The following is a 19,623-nucleotide window of genomic DNA, read 5'->3' as shown; positions in this document are numbered from 1 at the left end:
AATTTTGAATTAGTGGGCATTGGGCATTGGTTAATGATTAATTCTCCACCTCTGCTCTGCTTTATGACTGAAGCAAGTTAGCCCTTCATGGGAAACCCAATCAATGATAAAAATCTCTCCTTTTGTCCTTAAGGGGTTTTTTCAAAGTCGCCGTCACCCCATAAGGGTGCGGCTACCTCTACCAAGTCCGCCTGCGCGGACTAAGAGAAGTGAGGCTTTTTAGCCCATCGAAGTGGGCTTTGTTAATATAGCCTCAGGCATTTCTTCCTGAAAGCTGGAAGGGTTTGCAAACACGCCCTAGACCCTAGTCCCTCTCTTAAGAGACTTCATCTTCGAGTTGTGCGATTTCTTTGAGTGGTTGCCAGCCCGCTTGCCATTGGGAGTTATCTTGTAATAATTTGGCATTTAGCCAAAACCGAACTTTGGGATCGCAAGCTGCAACCATTTCGGCGTAAACCCAATTACCTTGATTTTTGCGATTGACGACTTGGAAATGTCGCCAACCATCTACTTTTTGCTGGGCTGTCCATTTAGAACCCAGGAGATAAGGAAATTTCTGTTTTTTAGGCATTTTTTATTGGTCAATGGTCAATAGTCATTTGTTATTTATGTAACAAAATAAGTCCGTAGTCAGGACTTTAATCCTCGATTTTGAGGCACTAAAGTGCTTACTACGAACTTAACAAAAGTTTAGAGACAGATAACTAGGCGATCGCAGCTACTTTATCTAATAAGCCTTGAAACATCCGCAAACCATCTTCACCGCCTAAAATTGGGTCAGATGCTCTCTCAGGATGGGGCATCATGCCTAAAACGTTGCCTTGACGGTTACAAATCCCCGCGATGCTATTTAAGGAACCGTTGGGATTTTCACCTGCGTAACGGAATACCACTTGCCCGTTATCTTCTAATTCTGCCAGGGTGGCTTTATCTGCATAATATCGACCTTCGCCGTGGGCAACTGGTATGGTAATAATTTCACCAGATGCGTAGCCTTGCGTCCAAGGTAAATCAGTACGCTCCACTTTGAGTGGAAGGCGATCGCAGATAAAATGTAAATCCTGATTTCTGGTGAGGATTCCTGGTAACAAGCCTGCTTCCGTTAAAACTTGAAAACCATTGCAAATCCCCAAAACAAACTTACCCTTTTGGGCGTGTTCCACCACTTGCTGCATCACGGGCGAAAAGCGGGCGATCGCACCACAACGTAAATAATCTCCGTAACTAAAGCCACCAGGGATGACAATCACATCCAAATCAGCAATATCAGTCTCTTGATGCCAAACCATGCGAGTCGGTTGCCCAAGTACGTCTCTGGTTACATAAGCAACATCGCGATCGCAATTAGAACCGGGAAAAACGATTACACCAAATTTTTTCATTTGTCAATGGTCATTTGTCAATGGTCATTTGTCAATGGTCATTTGTTATTGGGCATGGGGCATTGGGCATTGGGCAAAAGCCAAATAGAATTCTTACATTTTGAATTTTGCGGAAAATCTGAGCGCCGGCTTCCGGCGCTCAGAACTTTCCAAGAGAGAATTTTGAATTTTGAATTGTTTGTCCCCCTGCTCCCCTCCCTAGCCCCTAGTCCCTAGCCCCTAGCCCCTAAAAAACTCCTGTCTGTGTTTCGACTTCTATCAATTCAAAACGATAATTTTCAATTACCGGATTGGCTAGCATTTGATCGCAGATGCGATCTAGGTCTTGACGGGCTTTGGCTTCTTGGGTTGAGGTAATGGTCAATTCAATGTACTTTCCAATCCGCACTTGCTCAACGTTGTCATATCCGAGTTGCTTGAGACCAGATTGCACAGCTACACCAGCTGGGTCTAAAACAGAAGGACGAAGTGTCACGAAAATTTTGGCTAAATACTTCCTTTGCATGGGCGATCGCTAAATGCTGCGATCGCTATACTATAACTTTCTGTTCCAACTGAGTAAAAATAAGATTATGAAGCGATTATAGTTAATTTATTCAGTTAGCCTGTATGAGAGCTTCAACTACAGCGGCAAATTAAAAAAATTATTTATGAGAGCCATACGCACCCGCAGTCAGGAGAGGATTCTAAATCTGTTGAAAACCATCAAACAAGGAATTTCCGCACAAGATATATACGTGGAATTACGTAACCGTAACCAAAGTATGGGATTAGCAACAGTTTACCGCTCCTTAGAAGCCTTAAAATTAGAAGGAATGGTACAAGTACGGACTTTAGCGAATGGCGAAGCCCTATATAGTCTAGCGCAACAAGACAAACATCACCTCACTTGCTTGCAGTGTGGGATCTCAATTCCGATTAATCAATGTCCAGTACATGACCTAGAAGACAAGTTAGAAGTCAACCATAAGTTTAAAGTTTTTTACCATACTCTAGAGTTTTTTGGGTTGTGTAACCGATGCCAAAGTGAGCAAGCAGCAGAGATAAGACATTAGTCATTTGTCTCCTTTGTTCCATAGTCCGGCGATCGCTTTCATGGAAAAATGGCAAAGAGGAGACTAAAAAATAGCAAGCCTGTTAATAGCTTGATGAAATTTATGAATAAGCTGACAGTAAACTACCTAAACTGACGCGAAGCGTACAGTGTAGGCTTTTAGTAGCCCTGAACTATCCGTACACAAAGTACAGCACAAACAGTTCGAGCCTCTGGGCGAGTTTACAAAATTCACCCCAATAGCAGCAATATTTTTTGCTCCGTTTTATGTCTTATTAAATTCTAAATAACAACAACAACAACAGCGTAGCTGATATGAAGTTTTATCACTACGTTGTTTTCATGTCTATACAAATTATTCACTTAACGTTTCGTTTTTAATCCGCAATTCCTCAAGGGCACTGACCTGAGTACAGGTTCAGTGTGAGCCTCCTTGCGGGAATAGGTGAAATTTCATTGTCAGCATTTTTAATTGCGATCGCTAAAAAATTGGATTTTTTTTATACTATTTTTTATCTGGAATTAGAGCGATCGCCCCAGAAAAAATATGCATAAAATTAAAATTCTTGCTTGTGGTTTGCTTTATCTATCTTTTGGTAGTTTAAGTTATGCCTCTGAGGTGGTAGATTCGATTCCTTCAGGAGAAATTATTACAAAAGAAGTTCCGCAAACGCGATCGCCTGCTAGTAGTCAAGCCAAAGATTTGCAAACAGAATTACCGCTTATTCTTCCAAAAAACACATCAGAGGAACTGTTACAACAGCGATCGCTTAATAACAATTCAGGTGAAAATTTGCCAACACAGGTGCAGCTTTCACCATTGCAAAGACCGCCAACCCAATTGCATAACTTAGAAACAGGGAACCAACTACGACAGGGTGAAGTTCAGATAGAAGGTGGTTTTTTACAAGTTCTACCAACAGATAATTCTATTTCAGGCACAGGTTTACAAACCTATCAGTTAAATATTGATTGGGGAATTACAGACAATCTACAAATAGGTTTTACAGGTGATATTTTTGATGATTATCTTAAATGTCCAGTTAGAAGCGAATGCCCTTACTTTACTACTGTAAGTTATGGCACTAAATTAAAATATCAACTTATTAACGATAATCGTTGGGCTGTAGGTGTTGCAGGGACGTTTCAATTACTACATATATCGTCCAATTCTGGAGTTTTTAACAACAATCCCAATCAACCATTTTTTGTGGCTAGACCAGTTGGCGCTTTGCAGATACCAATTACCTATAAAGCCTCTCCAAATTTGCAATTACACCTCACACCTGGAGTCGTTGTTTTTCCAGATAAAGTTGCGGGAGGAGATTTTTTTGGGACTTTTTTCAATATTGGTACGGGGTTTAGTTGGCAAACATCCAAAAGAGTCAATTTATTTGCTAATATTCAAACTCCCTTGGGGCCTGGAGGTAATACTTTTATTGCTAAAGACCGTTCGATTACCAGCAAATTACTCTGGACTGTTGGTATAGATTACGCTCTCAATCCCAAAATGGGCGCAGAAGTTTATGCTACCAACAGTTACGGTGCAACACCGACTACAGGCTTGTTGAGCTTTATACCTGATGGCGAAGATTTATTATTAGGAGTTCGCTTCAAACACGCCATTGATTTTGGTCAAGGGTATGCAGCTAATTTTACTAATAGTCCCCCAATATCACTCTCTTATCGCAATCGCTCTTTACTATTTGATGGGTTGACACTTTCTAGTGCTAACACCCTACCAACTGGACGATTCCAACTCAGAGGCGGGTTGGGTACAGGTGGTAGTTCTAGTTTTGCTCTAGCTTATGGTTTAACCGATGATTCACAGCTAGAACTGACTGTAGATCAATTTGCGTCAAGCGATCGCTTTTCTGAACAAGATATATCCGGGCCGGGAGTGAAAATTGGGGGCGCAATAAAACTCAAGTTCTTAGACCAAATCCACGGTGATGGCCTTACTCTCAGTGTGAAGCTGGCGGGAATCAGTGATACAGAGTTGCAAAAAGGTGGACTCAACGGAACCTTGTACGTAGAGTTACCGATAGCTTATCAAATTAGTCCCCAAACAGCAGTATCTATTAACCCCAAAGGCGCATTTTTTGGAGACACGAGGCGTATAGGTTTAGGTATAGGAATTAACCAGGCAATTGGGGATAATTTGCAATTAATTGGTGAATATACCCCCGTTTTAGATGGCAAAAAAAGTACTTGGAGTACAGGCTTGCGCTTTCTGCCCAGTTCTGGCTTCGGATTAGACTTATTTGCAGGCAATGCAATTGGACAAAGTGGCTTAGGAAGCTTAACCGCAGAACCAGACGGTACTAACTTTGGTTTCAGTCTTAATTGGGGAATTTGATGTTATGGGGCATTGGGCACTTGTACTGAGCGTTCGCGCAGCGTCTCCCCTTGGGAGAAGTCGAAGTATTGGGCATTGGGCATTGGGCATTGGGCAAAAGTTATTTATCTCCTCCCTGCGCCCTGCGCCCTGCGCCCTACCTGCTCTGCAACTAACCGCGATGATTATTTACCCCTGGTATCTCCTGTCCATCTGCAACAATAGATTTGATGCCCTCTAAAGTAGCAGGAATAGTGCGGGGATCGATAAACATGACTTTGCTGCTATCGCTTTTACCAATTGTTGTGCCCATATCTAGATAACCCAAGGCAAATAGAACTTCCAGGGCTTTTTGGGCTTCGGGGTTGGTTTTGATTTTTTGGGCAATAATTTCTGCGGATTCAGCGATCGCTTGGGCTTTGAGAACTTGCTGCTGACGTTCAGCTTGTGCCCTCAAAACAATTGCTTTTTGTTCAGCTTCCGCTTGCAAAACCACAGATTTTTGACGGGCTTCTGCATCGAGAACTTGGGCTTCGGCTTTACCTCTGGCGCTATTTACTGCTGATTCGCGATCGCCTTCAGAAGTTAAAATAGATGCTCGTTTTTTACGTTCTGCTGACATCTGTAATTCCATCGATTCCTGCACTGCTTTTGATGGAATCAAATCTCGCAGTTCTACCCGTGTTACTTTCACACCCCAAGGATCGGTAGCAATATCCAAATCCCGCAACAAAAGTTCATTAATTTGCGCACGAGCAGTAAAGGTTTCATCTAACTCTAATTGTCCCATTTCCGAACGAATTTGAGTTAGCACTAAATTCACCATTGCTGACTGAAGATTTTCTACTTTGTAATAAGCTTTCTCCATATCCATAATCCGCCAGTAAACTACAGCATCCACAGTGATAGAAACGTTGTCACGGGTAATGCATTGTTGTGGCGGAATATCTAAAACTTTTTCCCGAATCGTTTGTTTGTAGACAATTTTATCGAGGAAAGGTGTAACCACATTCAGCCCTGGTTCTAGCTTTTTGTTGTAGCTACCCAATCTTTCCACCAAAGCCTCATCGCCTTGATTAATAACCTTAACTGAACCTACTAAAGCAGAACCCCCAAGTGCCAAAAATACTAGCAAAAAGAACTGTTCCATTGTAATTCTCCTAACTTTTTAATATTGAAATAATTAAAGATAGGTAAAGGAGCAGACAACAAAAAATTTTAGATTTTAGATTGAAATCCAAAATTGTTTCCAATGCCCCATACCTCATACCCCATGACCCATACCCCATACTTATGAATGCAACAGATTTTCCGGCATCACAATTAGGGTGGTGCCTTCTCGACGGACGATATACACTCTTTGATGGGATGGGATGCTGAGTTTTTCATCATCACATCTTGCTTGCCAAGAATTTCCTTCGTATAGTACCCGCCCTGGTTTACCGGCAGGAATTTCTGTTAAAGTTTCAGCCGTAATTGCATTTTGGATTTTTGTGTTACGTCGTCGCGGTTGCACAAATCGACGGGAACCCAAAACTAGTAATGTAGACAGCAACAGCCAAGCTACAACTTGCAACCACAAACTACCTAAAATAAACCCAGACAGTAGCGCCACTATAAAAGCGCTAATTCCCATCATGAAAGCGACAAAAGCAGAAGGCAAGAACAGTTCCATTAAACACAAAACTGATCCTGCTAAGAGCCAGATTACGGTATAACTTGGCATAGCGCCATCCTAGACACTACATTTATGTAAATCTCTTTCTCTTAACTAGATCCACCCTCTGGCTTAGTGTTTACGGAAAGCTAAATATGGTATTTTAACCATCAATTTTGATGAATTTCAGTAACAAGTTGTAGCCAAGGGTACACAAAAACAGTCTATTCTAGCCTTCAAGTATTTGCCAGGTATATTTAATCGAAATTAATGAGATGAAATTAATTAGTTTATGATTACTACTGAACGGATCGTCTATTGCATCAATCCAGACTGTACAAACCCTGTTAATCCCTTGGGAAGTCGTGTTTGTGCCAATTGTCAAACTTCTTTAGTGCATCGCTATATTTGGGCTACTGGGTCATCAGCCGCGAAAATTCCACCAGGGACGATGGTAGCAAATAGGTATGAGGCAATTACGCATCAAATTTGGTTAGATACACAACCAGGGCTACTACCTGACATTCCCGCAGAATTGCCACAGGCTGTGATTCCTTACCTGCGATTATATTATGAGCGATCGCACTTGCCCCAAGCTTATGGTTATGTGCGCGCTGGTGAGGGTAGCGGGGATGAGATTTTGTTGCTAGAAAACGTTCCCATAGCCGAGAATGGTAAACTTTATCCAGCGATCGCCAATGCTTGGGAACAATCCACGGCGGTTAGACAAGTTTACTGGTTATGGCAGATTCTCCAACTTTGGCAACCTTTATTAGAACAAGGTGTAGCCAGCAGTTTACTCATGTCTAACAACCTGCGGGTGCAAGGTTGGTGCGTGCGGCTTTTGGAACTGTACCAGACAACACAAAGCCTGAGTTTAAAAGATCTAGGTGAATCTTGGCAGCCTTTACTCAGTTCTGCTAAACCGGCGATCGCTCCTAGTTTACAGAACATCGTCAAGCAGATGTGTAGCGCAGAAGTTGAGTTTGAAGCTATTTCCCATCAACTCAATACTTTGTTACTCTCATCTGCGGCAGAATTACCATTAAACCTGGAAGTAGCAGGTGCAACCGATGCGGGAATCGTCATGACACGCAATGAAGATGCTTGCTTCCCAGCGAATTCTAACGACCTCAAAGATCCATTAATCCCACATCTATCCATTGTTTGTGATGGTATTGGCGGACATCAAGGCGGTGAAGTAGCCAGTCAATTAGCAGTACAGTCGATAAAATTGCAGGTTCGTGCCCTATTCTCCGAGTTAACCACACAAACTGAACTCACTACCCCCGATTTGTGGATAGATCAACTAGAAGCTAGTTTGCGGGTAGTGAATAACGTAATTTGTGCCACTAACGACGCCCAAAATCGCCAAGGTAGAGAACGCATGGCGACAACCTTGGTAATGGCGTTACAAATTCCCCAACGAATGCAGGCTAAATCCACTAAAGGATCAGCAACTACCCATGAACTTTATTTAGCTAGTGTTGGCAATAGCCGTGCTTATTGGATTACACAAAATTACTGTCAACTACTCACAGTAGATGATGATGTCGCGGCACGGGAAGTCCGCTATACCCGCAATTTCTATCGTCAAGCCTTAATGCGATCGGATGCAACAGCCTTAACTCAAGCCTTGGGAACCAGAGATGCAGATGCTCTGCGGGTGCAAATCAAGCGGTTTATTTTAGAGGAAGATGGCATATTATTGTTGTGTTCTGATGGCTTAAGTGACCATGACTGGGTTGAACAATCATGGCGGAATTTCGCCTTAAAGGTGCTGAATAAGCAACTAGATATAGAAGATGCAGTACAGCGTTGGATTAAATTTGCCAATCAGAAAAATGGTCATGATAATACATCAGTAGTCATGACCCTGTGCAACGTATCTCGCGAATACTACGTTTCCTTAACTTACGCACAGCCCCAAGTAGAAATTATTGAAGTAGAACAACCAGAAGACTACTATTTAGAAGAAAGTTCGCCCGTACTCATAGATTTGGATATTACCCCAGAACCAGAACCTATCCCAGTCCAACAACCAAGGCGACGTAAATCTTTAGTAATCATTGGTGCATTATCGATAGTTTTGGGTAGTGCAACTTTAGGATTATTACTGTGGTGGCAACTTCAGCCCCAATCCTTCCAGCAAATGTGTCGCCAACTACCCCCTGGATTGCAGTCCCTATGTTCGTCAAGTAGTAATGAATAGGGCATTGGGCATTGGGCATTGGGCATTGGGCAATTCAATTTTGGATTTTGGATTTGCGATTTTGGATTGGCTTTGAATCTAAAATCTAAAATCTAAAATCTAAAATTCCTTGTCCCCCTTGTCCCCCTTGTCCCCCTTCCCCCCCGCGTCCCTAATGCAACAACAAGGCGGCTTGCGGGGAAAGTGTCATCTTGTTGTAAAATTGAACTTGGCGTGAAACCGCGCCATAAGAGCTAAAACGGGTTTTCCTAGCCCGTGAGGGCCGCTCATCCTCAAAAAAAGCGCCTCTGAGACACCCCTAAAAGTGGACAAGTGCAGTGAGGAATCAATGATGGTAAGGGTTTTCCTAACCATCAACAGCCATATTGGTAAACCCTATCTTAAACAAACTCATTGTGAGAGTTTGTTTAACTATGGGAAGATAAAAAGTTAATTGACAGTCAAAGGATTAGACCTGTTGCTAAAACGCTAGGTAAATCTAGTGTTATGAATCGATTAGCTACCAAGCCTGCATGGGCAGGCTTTGTTCGTATAGCAGTTACGGATGCACTCAACAGCCAGTCTGTTCAGATGAGATGCGAAGCGTGGCTGTTACCAGCAGTCTGTTTTTCAAAAAAGCAAGTTCAGTGAGGGATGGCTGTGGAGATAGTTGTGGACAAGGAAAAGCTAGGTGTAAATGTTGTTATGAAAGTTGGCGATCGCGTTCGTGTTAAAGAGTCGGTAGTAGTTTACCATCATCCTGAACATCGCGGTCAGGCTTTTGACCTCAAAGGCTCAGAAGGCGAAATTTCAGCTATTGTTACCGAATGGCAAAGTAGACCTGTTAGTGCTAATTTGCCATTGTTAGTTCAGTTTAGTAAAAAGTTTAAAGCCCATCTCCGTGAAAATGAATTAGAAGTCATCTAATTTCTTTAAGAGCGGCGAAACCAGCGCAAAATATTTAGTTCGCCGCGCATTTTTTCTAGTTCTTGACGGTGACGAATTGCTGTTGTGTCATACCAATCACAATGCTGCTGAAATTCTGAGCGCTCCCTAACTTCATGGTAAAACTGGTGAGTTGTTTGATAAGTGGCAAAGGTTTCGTCAACTTCGCTGGACGTTGCCGGGATAATATAAGGTAAATTTTTAGACATAATGCCAGGAAGTGCTGAATCCTGAGAAATTTAAAATTAAAACTCTGTAACTACTGAAATTATAGCGATTGCAAATTAAACTTCTCAAAATACCTATAGTATTTACTCAAGTCACAGCCAACCGCGCAAGCTATAGATAAAAAGACCAACGTATTCTTTTAAAGCCCTGGTAAATTTGTCTAAGTTGTCGCTATCAGGTAATAAATTGAGGATAGCGGCTTTGGGGCTACTGCCGAGTTCTTGCATTTCGCCGCGACTGACAAGAAAATCAGTAGGTGCAGGAATCGCTGCAATTCCTTGACGCTGAAAAATTTTAAGCGATCGCGGCATGTGCATTGCCGAAGTGATTAATAATACTTTATCAATATTGCGAGATTGTAAAATCTGCTTGACATTTACCGCATTTTGATATGTATTCAGCGAATCAGGTTCTTGAACGATCGCCTCAGCAGGTATACCCAGGGATGTAAGAATATTGGACATATCAGCTGATTCTGAGTCACCGCTACCCCGCCAATCGATTCTCCCGCCACTGAGGATAATTAAAGGCGCTTTTTGTTGGCGATAAAGTTGAGCAGCATAAATTACGCGATCGCCTTGTTCGCTTAAATCCGCACCAGGACGCGGCCAAAACGCCGATTTAGTCGCACCACCTAAGACTACAATTGCTTGTGCTTGAGGTATTTGGCTAGTTGCAGTATTTTGCCATTCGAGCGATCGCACCAACCATTGAGAAACCCAAGCATTGCTGCAAAATAACAATAAAATTAAAGCCACAGCTATAGCAACAGCTGCGGTGCGCGGTCGTTTCCATAACGTAATCAAAGCTACCACCAAACTAATCGAAGCTAATCCCAAAGGATAGAAAAATAGCGGTAGTAACTTAGAAAGATATAAAAACATAATAGAGGCTAGGGGCTAGGGGCTAGGGTAAATAAAAATGACCAATGACAAATGACCAATGACAAATCTTACCTTTCCCAAAATCTCAAATTAATACCCCCTCCCGGTGTACGACGGAATCGCCTGGTATTTTTTCGTCTGCGCTTAACAGTACTTCTACTGCTTGCTTGTTCTTCTACAGCCTCTTCCGTCGATTCCATTGGTAATTGAGTTCTAGTTTCTTCAGTGCTTTTCCACCAAGCAATCATCCAGCCCCCACCTATAGCACCTAAAGCGCCCAATAAGATACTCATATGTGCTGGATAACCTAACCAGCTAAAGCCGATTAGGAACAATAACCAATATTTCAAGGCTGCATCAATACCTTCGGAAGAGTCTACAGACTGGGTTTGGGCGCTATTTTTACCTGCGGCTGTGATCCAGCCTAAGGTGAAAGCGCCGATGATTCCTAAAAAGATGCTTAGGGCTAATGAAGACCCTGTCATCGATAATACAATGGTTAAAATTAACCCAAATATCAGCTGTGATAGGAAACTAGACGAAAGATTCAAAAATTCTTTTTTCTGTGCCATAACATCAACAAGCCTATTAGCTAGTGATTAGTGTTAATTGTGCCTCTAGTGGCTGAGTTGTATCCCAAATCTTAACGTAGGGTTTTTCCGCATCCGTAAATTGTTCAAATTGTTTAAGCTGAGAAGCCAATAAATCAACGGTAGCATCAGCAATATCCCCAGTCCGGTTATGCAAACGCTCTTGTACAACTTCTAGAGGCGCTGTACATTGTACGATTTGCAGGGGTATTTGATGGTTATTAGCTTGGTTAATTGCTGCTTGGCGTAAATCTTGTCGGTCATACTTAGCATCCAGAATTACATAAAAACCTTGATTAGCCAGTATAATTCCTAATTCCAACAGTCGAGCATAAGTTTTTTGGGTCATCTCTGGTGTATAGATTTCATCTCCACCCCGTTCTAATAAGGGAATTCCGGCTAGATGTTTGCGCGCTGCGTCTGAGCGAATATGAATTGCACCTAGTTGACGAGCTAAATATCTTGCTGTCGTACTTTTACCAGAACCAGATAAACCAGACATTAAAATTAGTTGTCCTTGTTTGGGTTTAGTGTAATTCCAAGCCAGGGTGTAATATTTAGCTGCGGTTTTTGCAGCTTCTTCCTTAACGGCTGGGGGTACACCAGGATCGTCTAATAAAAAGGAAGTTACTTTTGCTCTGACGTATGACTGACGGATTAAATATATAGGTAAAATTTGTAACCCTTCCCAATCGCCAGTTTGCTCTACATAAGTATTTAAATAAGCATTACTCAAGTCTGGACGCTGTTGTGCTTCTAAATCCATCACCGCATAGGCGATATCAAACATGACATCGACAAAGCGAAACGGTTCATTAAATTCAATGCAATCGAATAGCATGATTTTGTCATGCAATAAAGCAATATTTCTTAAATGTAAATCTCCATGACATTCGCGAATATAGTTATTTTGGATTCTATTGGCAAATAATTCGCCGCGTTCTGCAAAAAAACGCTCAGTGTAGGCTTTAGTTTCATCAAACTGTAGCTGAGTCTGAGGCCCGCCGATATATTTTTCGGTTTGCTCATAATTTTCGTCAAAAGCCTCGCGAACTTTTGGTACTTCCCCAAAACTGCGGATATAATCATTTGTTTCAGTTTTGGCATGATATTGGGCGACAACTTTTCCTAATTCCTCAAAATCTGCTTCATTTAACTTACCTTGGGCAAATAAGCTACTTAATAAAGCTTCTTGAGGAAATTGGCGCATTTTCAGCACATATTCTACAGCTTCCTCGGTTCCGCCGAGATGGTATTGCTCGCCAACTAAAGTTATGGGTAAAACTTCTAAATATAGTTCTCCAGCGCCGCGCTGATTTAACCGCAATTCTTCATGACAAAAATGTTGCCGCTTTTCTAAGGTGGAGTAGTCTAAAAAGCCAAAATTTACAGGCTTTTTCAGTTTATAAACATAATCACCTGTCAGCAGTACATAAGAACCGTGAGTTTGAATCAGTTCAATTGGTTCTACGACTGCATGAGGATAAAACCCAGGCTGCAACATTTGCTGAATCAAGGCGGGAATAGTCGCTTCTGTCATAATTTCTGATTTAGATTGAATAACCGTTGATGAATACAAATAAATGCTGATAATTATCTCAAATCATTGGCATTTATCAGCATGGATAATTTTGACTCTCGATATTGAGGAATACCAAAAAATAAATATACCCCCAGAATTGGCAAATATAGAAATAATACCAATTTGAAGAATGATCGCTACAAATGTAGGTTGGGTTGAGGAACGAAACCCAACACCCCAAAGCCTTGTATATGTTGGGTTTCACTTCGTTCAACCCAACCTACGCATCTGATTTAGATGGAATAACCGTTGATGAATACAGATAAACTTTGTATTTGTAAATTAGTGACCGTTGATAGCTTAACAAAAAACCAGGGTGTTACCCCTGGCTCGATTGCTAATTATTTCCAACTTTAAGTTACAACGAAGACGAATAATCTTCTGTAATTAAGCTTTAGCAGCAAAAAAGCTAATGTGGTAAGTTGTGCCTTTTGCTGGATGGGATTGAACTTCTCTGATTACGGTTTTACCAGTCCATTCAAGTTCAGGAATGCTGAGTTCAACTTCTGTTTTGTTGACAGCAGCTTGCTTGAGCAGACGCTCAACTGCTTTAGCATCAACTACGAGAGAAATGGATTCGGCACCTTTGTGTCCGTACAAATTGGCAGGAATTAATCCAGAACGGCGCAAAGCGTTTGCCTTGGTACCTTCTGGGCGCTTTTTCGATTCGACTGTGATAGCCATACAAATACAGGTTGTGAGTTGTTAGTTGTCAGTTGTCAGTTGTTGATGACTGATGATTTAGGAGATTTCCAGAAAATAATTTTACCAATGCGATCGCACCCTGAGCGAAGTCGTTCGACGTGGTCGTTCCCGTAGGGTAGGGTGCTAGGTTGGCTGAGCGCAGTTGAAGCCAAACGCTTGATATATTCTTTTCTGTGAAATCGCCTCATAACTAGCGCTAAGCGCTAATTAAGGATACAGGTGTGCCGTCAGGATGTAACAAAGCACGTTTAGGCCCATGAATTGGGTCTTCTACAATTATGGTTTGATCGCGGCTAGCTCCTAAGGAGACGATCGCGATCGGGACTTCCATCAATTCAGCTAAGAATTTCAGATAGTCCAATGCTTGCTTGGGCAAGTCTTCCAAGGTGCGGCAGTGACTGGTGGATACTTGCCAGCCTGGTAAGGTTTTGTAGATGGGACGACACCGGGCGAATAGACGCGAACTGGTGGGGAAGTGTTCGCAGCGTTCGCCGTCAATTTCATAGGCGATACAAACGTTGATTTCCTCTAATTCATCGAGGACATCTAGTTTGGTAATGGCGATACAGTCCATACCGTTAATGCGGACAGCATAGCGACCGATTACAGCATCAAACCAACCGCAGCGACGCTTCCTGCCAGTAGTTGTACCAAATTCTGCACCGCGATCGCACAACAATTCACCTAATTCACCTTGTAGTTCGGTTGGAAAAGGCCCTTCCCCAACTCTTGTTGTGTAGGCTTTCGACACCCCAATTACCCGGTCAATCATTGTCGGCCCTAATCCTGTGCCAACGCAAGCCCCCCCGGCTACTGGATTGGAGGAGGTGACGTAAGGATAAGTACCGTGATCTAGGTCTAGGAGTGTTCCTTGTGCGCCTTCAAACAAAATATTCCGTCGTCGGAGAATCGCATCATAGATTTTGAGCGAACTGTCAACAACATAAGGACGTAAGCGTTCTGCATACCCCAGATATTCTTGAATTACTTCTTCTGGGTTTAGGGGTGGCAGGTTGTAAAGCTTTTCTAATATTGCGTTTTTATAATTAATCGTCCACTCTAGCTGATCGCGTAACCCTTGCGGGTCCATCAAGTCTAGAACCCGAATACCTGTGCGCTCAGATTTGTCAGCATAGGTGGGGCCAATGCCTCTGCCAGTAGTGCCGATTTTATGACTTCCTCGTCGCTCTTCCGATGCCTGGTCAATCAATCGATGATAAGGCATGGTAACGTGGGCTGTCTCAGAAATTAGCAGATTTTTCGTAGAAATATTTAAGCTTTCTAGCTGCTCGAGTTCTGCTATCAAAACTTTCGGGTCGATAACTGTACCACAGCCGATAATACATTCGGTATCTGGATACAAAATCCCAGAAGGAATCAAATGTAGTTTAAAAGTCTGATCTTTTACTACAATTGTGTGTCCGGCGTTGACGCCCCCTTGATAACGGACAACAACATCTGCGGAGCGGCTGAGTAAGTCAGTTATTTTACCTTTTCCTTCATCGCCCCACTGGGCACCTATGACAATGACGTTAGCCAAGCTTTTATATTATAGGTAAAGTTTCCACAAACAATAATTATCAACATACTATGTAATTTATGTCAAGCAGATTAAAGAATAGTTATAAAAACAAAATTAACAGCCGACTCAAAGCTACTCAGTTAGCATAGTTGTTGATGGTTAACGGTTGACAGGTGACAGAGAATAGAGATTTTGTTAAGTGGTTGTATTCGACACCTGAGTTAAATTATTTTCCAGTTTCCTAAATAAGAACATGGCAGTACATTCTTGCTTGCTTGGTTGGTTAGTGTAATTTTTAACCAAAATCTTTAGCAACTGGATTTATTGCATTTTTATTTTAATTTTTATCGGCAACAATTAAGTGTAACCAAATATTATATATAGCAATTTTTACAAGCCAAATATAGTTATTGCAAAGTAATCTTTGGTAAAAAGTAATTTTTGTTAAAAAAATATATTTATGGGAGTAAATGTAGCTAAAATGTCATTTTTAAAAGACATAAAGTTGCTATGTAAATTATTCTTAGCTCTTAAAAGGAACTTTTTTAGTAAATTTTGGGTCTCCCAATTACCTTAAATAGGTATAGTTAAGAATTTTTCTAACTATTAACTATGTGAGTCTATTTATTGGTAGATAGCAGAGATTTTCTTGTGTTACTACTGTTGCCCGGAAGCTCAAATTATGGTAAGTGTTTGTTTTTAATCTGGAATTTTAACTAATAGGTGATATCTGCCACATAAAGGGCGATCGCATGATGAAATGGTCTGTCATTCAAAAGCTGAGAGCATTATTTATTTTAGTCTTGGCAGTTTTATTTACTAATGCTGTAGTTTCCTATAGCACCACGATGAAGCTGATACACAATCAGCAATCGGCGATATCATCCCAGCAAGTTATGATGCAATTTGCTACCCTTAATTCCATATTGCAGAATGCGGAAATTGCTCAGCGTAAATACTTACTGACAGCAAGTACTGATGATTTAGCAGCTTACTTGCAAGCAAAAGAACAGACAAATAGCAATCTCGAAGTTCTAAAGCATTTAAATCAGACGGGGGGAAATCAGCAGCTAATTTCTTTGCTAGCAGAAAAAATTACCGAAAAACTCAACATTCTGCAAGCAGAAATTTCTGTTATTCAAAACCGAGGCTTAGACGCTGTGCGTCCTTTATTTTTATTTCATGAACAGCATTCACTCACTGAGGATATTAAACAATTAATTGAGAAAAATATATCAGCAGAAAAAAACATATTACAACAGCAAAATCAAAAATCACAAGGAAACGTTAACAAATCAATTACCATATTTTTCTTAGCTGCTTTTATCGATTTATTAATAGTTGCTTTGTTATATGATTTATTGTGGCGTTATGTCAACAAACTTCAGCACACAGAACTAGATTTACGCCAAAGTGAAAATCGCCTGCGAGCAATTATAGATGCAGAACCGGAATGTATCAAGTTAATAGGTAGAGATGGAACGCTGCTAGAAATTAATGCTTGCGGACTAGGGATGTTGGAGGTAGAAACGGCGGAAAGCCTGATTGGTAAACCAATTGATGGCGCGATCGCACCTGAATATAGAGAAGCTTTTGCAGAACTACATCAGCGTGTTTGTCAAGGTGAAAAAGGTACTTTAGAGTATGAGGTTGTGGGATTTAAAGGTACTCGTCGCTGGCTGGAAACTCATGCTGTACCACTGCGTAATGAAACTGATGGTAAATTTCTACATTTGGCGGTGACGCGAGATATTACCCAGCGCCAGCAAGCACAACAAAAAATCAGCGAGCAAGCAGCACTTTTAGATGTAGCAACTGATGCAATTTTAGTAAGAAATATCGACAATCAAATATTATTTTGGAATCAAGGTGCAGAAAGGCTTTATGGCTGGAAAAGCGATGAAGCTTTAGGTAAAAATATTGTCGAGCTTTTATATAAAAATACTTCACCACAGCTACAAGATGCCTTTTTTCAAGTCATCCATAAAGGAGAATGGCGTGGCGAATTACAGCAGATCACAAAAAATGGTGAGGAAATTATCGTTGAAAGCCGCTGGACACTGATGCGCGATGACAAAAATCAGCCAAAATCTATCCTCAGTGTCAGTACAGAAATCACTCAAAAAAGACAACTAGAAGCCCAACTTTTGCGATCGCAACGCCTTGAAAGTATTGGAACTCTGGCTGGGGGAATTGCTCACGACTTGAACAATGTCCTTGCACCAGTGTTAATGTCAGTTGAGTTATTGCAGATGAAATTGCCCGATCAACAGAGTCAGAAAGTACTGCAAACTCTCGAAAATAATGTTAAACGCGGCGCTAATTTGCTCAAACAAGTTTTATCTTTTGCACGCGGTATTGAAAGTAAACGCACAATTGTCCAAGTTAGGCATTTAATTCACGAAATTGAGCAAATTGTCAACCAAACTTTTCCTAAATCTATTATTTGTGATGTAGAAGTAGCAGAAAATATCTGGTATGTATCAGGAAATATCACCCAACTACATCAGATATTAATGAACTTGGTAGTTAATGCCCGTGATGCCATGCCATTGGGCGGTACATTGAAAATTTTATTAGAGAATGTAGCGATCGCAGAAAATATTCATGCTCAAGCAGGTTGCTATGTGGCTATTTCTGTTATTGATACAGGCGTAGGTATGTCGCCAGAAATTCAAGAGCGAATTTTTGAACCATTTTTTACTACTAAAGACCTAGGTAAAGGTACAGGCTTAGGACTTTCTACCACATTAGGTATTATTAAAAACCACAATGGTTTTGTGCAGGTTGATAGTGAAATCGGCAAAGGTACCACATTTAAAGTTTACTTACCTGCGGTAGGCGATGCCTACGGCAACCTCAAAGACGAACGCACTCCCCAAGTCCAGACAAAAGAATTGGACATAACTACAGGTAATGGTGAATTAATCTTGCTAGTAGATGATGAAGCAGGAATTCGGCAAATTACCAAATCATCCTTAGAAACATATAATTATCGAGTTTTAACTGCTAGTAATGGAGAAGAAGCAGTAGCAATTTACGCTCAGTACCAACAGCAAATAAGTATAGTACTGCTAGATATGATGATGCCAGCAATGGATGGTGCGATCGCTATGCGCCATCTCAAAGAAATTAATCCCCACATCAAAATCATTGTCATGAGCGGACTGTTATCAAATCACAATAAAAGAGAAATCGCTAACATAGGCGTCAGAACATTTCTATCCAAACCCTGCACTGTCAACGAATTATTACAAGCAATTAGTGCAATTAACATTCCTCAATAAAAATACTCATCACCAGGCTGGATAAGAAAGACAAGGAGGACAAGGAAGACTAATAACTCTTTCCCATGCCCAATGCCCCATGCCCCATATCCAATGTCATAAATTAACAATACCTTTACGAATATTCCTACAGACAAAGATTTTTTTCGCTATCCTATTGTTAAGATTATTAAAATTTCTCCGGAAAACACCATTATGGCTTTATACGCTGAATTGCATCGGCATCTGGGCGGTTCGGTTGTACCTCGTGTGTTATGGCGATATTTCGAGAGACATGCATCAGAGTTAATTTCCCGATTTGCGAACTATCCAGAATTTGAAGACTTTTATACCAGGCCGCGCAATACCCTAGATGAATATTTAGAGTTGCATACCCTAGTAGAAAGTGTACAGACTGTAGAAACCTTACCTTACTTTATCTATCGCTTATTGCGGGGTGCTTATATATTTGAAAATTTGGCTTATTTAGAACTGCGCTACACCCCCTATCTGCGAACACCAGAACATCTAACTCAATCCGCCAGAATTGATAAGATGGCAGAAATTGTTGAAGTTGTTGGGCGTGCTAGTCAGTTAGAAGAGTATCCTATTGTAACTAGCCAAATTCTCTGTATGCACTCGCGTCTACCTTATGAAGTTAATAAAGCAATTGTTGACTTAGCGGCGCAAAGCAAACAGTATGTTTGTGCAGTAGATATCGCTGGAGGTGATAGCTACTATGCTGAGCGCATGGAAGAATGGATTAGCCTGTATGAGTATGCTTGCTCTCTAGGTATTAACACTACAGGACATCTTTACGAAACCACAGCCGGTTGTTACACCGAACTCTTACCTTATCTCAAGCGGATTGGTCACGGAATTCAAATACCCTTACTGCATCCTGAATTACTACCAGATGTGGCGAAAAGGGGACAATGTTTAGAGGTTTGTCCGACAACATACCTAAAAACTGGGACTTTAAAAGATATACGGCAACTGAAGTTAGTTTTTGACCGCTGTTTTGAAGTTGGGGTAGATATTGCTATCTGTACTGATAACGCCGGGTTACACAATGTACGTCTGCCATTTGAGTATGAAAATCTTTTAACATACGACATTATTAACTTTAAACAGTTGCAAGCTTGTCAAGATGCTGCGTTTCGCCATGCTTTTGCTTGGCCTCACGGCGAACGTCCTGTATCCTTACTCAACGAATTGCTAAAACCTGAACTCCCAAAAGTTTTGGCAATGAGAGATTAAGCTCTTAGTGGGCATAGGT

At 41.2% G+C, this 19,623-nt stretch carries 18 protein-coding genes; 7 read left to right on the top strand and 11 right to left on the bottom strand.

Annotated elements, in window-relative coordinates; genetic code table 11:
• Window positions 1–316 precede the first annotated feature (316 nt).
• The 3 genes from H6G41_RS23260 to purS all read right to left on the bottom strand — a co-directional run bounded on the left by H6G41_RS23260 (window position 317) and on the right by purS (window position 1,887).
• Entirely contained in the window at window positions 317–571 is a 255-nt protein-coding gene (locus H6G41_RS23260; protein ID WP_190749056.1) for a TIGR02450 family Trp-rich protein, read from the bottom strand.
• 133 nt (window positions 572–704) lie between these two features.
• Window positions 705–1,382: a phosphoribosylformylglycinamidine synthase subunit PurQ gene (gene purQ / locus H6G41_RS23255; RefSeq protein ID WP_190749054.1), complete on the bottom strand. Its 678-nt coding sequence runs from the start codon at window positions 1,380–1,382 to the stop codon at window positions 705–707.
• Between the two features lie 226 nt (window positions 1,383–1,608).
• A complete protein-coding gene (gene purS, locus H6G41_RS23250) occupies window positions 1,609–1,887 on the bottom strand; it encodes a phosphoribosylformylglycinamidine synthase subunit PurS (protein WP_096642903.1) in 279 nt (92 codons plus the stop codon).
• A gap of 145 nt (window positions 1,888–2,032) precedes the next feature.
• On the opposite strand from purS, the gene H6G41_RS23245 reads away from it, so the two are divergent.
• The 3 genes from H6G41_RS23245 (at window position 2,033) to H6G41_RS23240 (ending at window position 4,795) form a co-directional block, all read left to right on the top strand.
• Window positions 2,033–2,437, top strand: coding sequence for a Fur family transcriptional regulator (locus H6G41_RS23245; protein ID WP_190749052.1), 405 nt, complete (start codon window positions 2,033–2,035; stop codon window positions 2,435–2,437).
• A gap of 422 nt (window positions 2,438–2,859) precedes the next feature.
• Window positions 2,860–2,991 (top strand): hypothetical protein, encoded by a 132-nt coding sequence (locus H6G41_RS35845; RefSeq protein WP_277878177.1) that lies wholly within the window; start codon window positions 2,860–2,862, stop codon window positions 2,989–2,991.
• Window positions 2,984–4,795: an autotransporter outer membrane beta-barrel domain-containing protein gene (locus H6G41_RS23240; protein ID WP_190749050.1), complete on the top strand. Its 1,812-nt coding sequence runs from the start codon at window positions 2,984–2,986 to the stop codon at window positions 4,793–4,795. The genes H6G41_RS35845 and H6G41_RS23240 overlap by 8 nt, the downstream gene beginning before the upstream one ends.
• A 151-nt stretch (window positions 4,796–4,946) precedes the next feature.
• Here the strand turns inward: H6G41_RS23240 and H6G41_RS23235 are convergent, their stop codons facing one another.
• Window positions 4,947–5,924 carry an SPFH domain-containing protein gene (locus H6G41_RS23235; RefSeq protein WP_190749049.1) on the bottom strand — a complete coding sequence of 326 codons (978 nt, stop codon included), beginning with the start codon at window positions 5,922–5,924 and terminating at the stop codon, window positions 4,947–4,949.
• A 141-nt stretch (window positions 5,925–6,065) separates the two neighbouring features.
• Window positions 6,066–6,500, bottom strand: coding sequence for an NfeD family protein (locus H6G41_RS23230; protein ID WP_190749047.1), 435 nt, complete (start codon window positions 6,498–6,500; stop codon window positions 6,066–6,068).
• Window positions 6,501–6,723: 223 nt separating this feature from the next.
• On the opposite strand from H6G41_RS23230, the gene H6G41_RS23225 reads away from it, so the two are divergent.
• Both H6G41_RS23225 and H6G41_RS23220 read left to right on the top strand, forming a co-directional pair.
• Entirely contained in the window at window positions 6,724–8,643 is a 1,920-nt protein-coding gene (locus H6G41_RS23225; RefSeq protein ID WP_242038021.1) for a PP2C family serine/threonine-protein phosphatase, read from the top strand.
• A 633-nt stretch (window positions 8,644–9,276) separates the two neighbouring features.
• On the top strand, window positions 9,277–9,549 hold the full coding sequence (locus tag H6G41_RS23220; RefSeq protein ID WP_190749044.1) for a ferredoxin-thioredoxin reductase variable chain: 273 nt from the start codon (window positions 9,277–9,279) through the stop codon (window positions 9,547–9,549).
• Between the two features lie 5 nt (window positions 9,550–9,554).
• Here the strand turns inward: H6G41_RS23220 and H6G41_RS23215 are convergent, their stop codons facing one another.
• From H6G41_RS23215 to H6G41_RS23190, 6 genes are all read right to left on the bottom strand, one after another.
• Window positions 9,555–9,776 (bottom strand): hypothetical protein, encoded by a 222-nt coding sequence (locus H6G41_RS23215; protein ID WP_190749042.1) that lies wholly within the window; start codon window positions 9,774–9,776, stop codon window positions 9,555–9,557.
• 111 nt (window positions 9,777–9,887) lie between these two features.
• Window positions 9,888–10,679 (bottom strand): YdcF family protein, encoded by a 792-nt coding sequence (locus H6G41_RS23210; RefSeq protein ID WP_190749040.1) that lies wholly within the window; start codon window positions 10,677–10,679, stop codon window positions 9,888–9,890.
• A gap of 68 nt (window positions 10,680–10,747) precedes the next feature.
• Window positions 10,748–11,251 carry a hypothetical protein gene (locus H6G41_RS23205; protein WP_190749038.1) on the bottom strand — a complete coding sequence of 168 codons (504 nt, stop codon included), beginning with the start codon at window positions 11,249–11,251 and terminating at the stop codon, window positions 10,748–10,750.
• A gap of 16 nt (window positions 11,252–11,267) precedes the next feature.
• Window positions 11,268–12,809, bottom strand: a complete 1,542-nt coding sequence (locus tag H6G41_RS23200) for an AAA family ATPase (RefSeq protein ID WP_190749036.1) — start codon at window positions 12,807–12,809, stop codon at window positions 11,268–11,270.
• A 429-nt stretch (window positions 12,810–13,238) separates the two neighbouring features.
• Window positions 13,239–13,535, bottom strand: coding sequence for a 50S ribosomal protein L25 (gene rplY / locus H6G41_RS23195; protein ID WP_190749034.1), 297 nt, complete (start codon window positions 13,533–13,535; stop codon window positions 13,239–13,241).
• 217 nt (window positions 13,536–13,752) lie between these two features.
• Window positions 13,753–15,096, bottom strand: a complete 1,344-nt coding sequence (locus tag H6G41_RS23190; RefSeq protein ID WP_190749032.1) for an adenylosuccinate synthase — start codon at window positions 15,094–15,096, stop codon at window positions 13,753–13,755.
• Between the two features lie 734 nt (window positions 15,097–15,830).
• Between H6G41_RS23190 and H6G41_RS23185 the strand changes: the two genes are divergently transcribed.
• Both H6G41_RS23185 and H6G41_RS23180 read left to right on the top strand, forming a co-directional pair.
• Window positions 15,831–18,365, top strand: coding sequence for a PAS domain S-box protein (locus H6G41_RS23185; RefSeq protein ID WP_190749030.1), 2,535 nt, complete (start codon window positions 15,831–15,833; stop codon window positions 18,363–18,365).
• A 195-nt stretch (window positions 18,366–18,560) separates the two neighbouring features.
• Window positions 18,561–19,604, top strand: coding sequence for an adenosine deaminase (locus H6G41_RS23180; protein WP_190749028.1), 1,044 nt, complete (start codon window positions 18,561–18,563; stop codon window positions 19,602–19,604).
• Window positions 19,605–19,623 lie beyond the last annotated feature (19 nt).

It is taken from the genome of Tolypothrix sp. FACHB-123 (assembly GCF_014697075.1).
GTDB lineage: Bacteria > Cyanobacteriota > Cyanobacteriia > Cyanobacteriales > Nostocaceae > Aulosira.
Note: the sequence above shows the minus strand (reverse complement) of the source record. Positions and strands in the feature narration are given on the sequence as shown.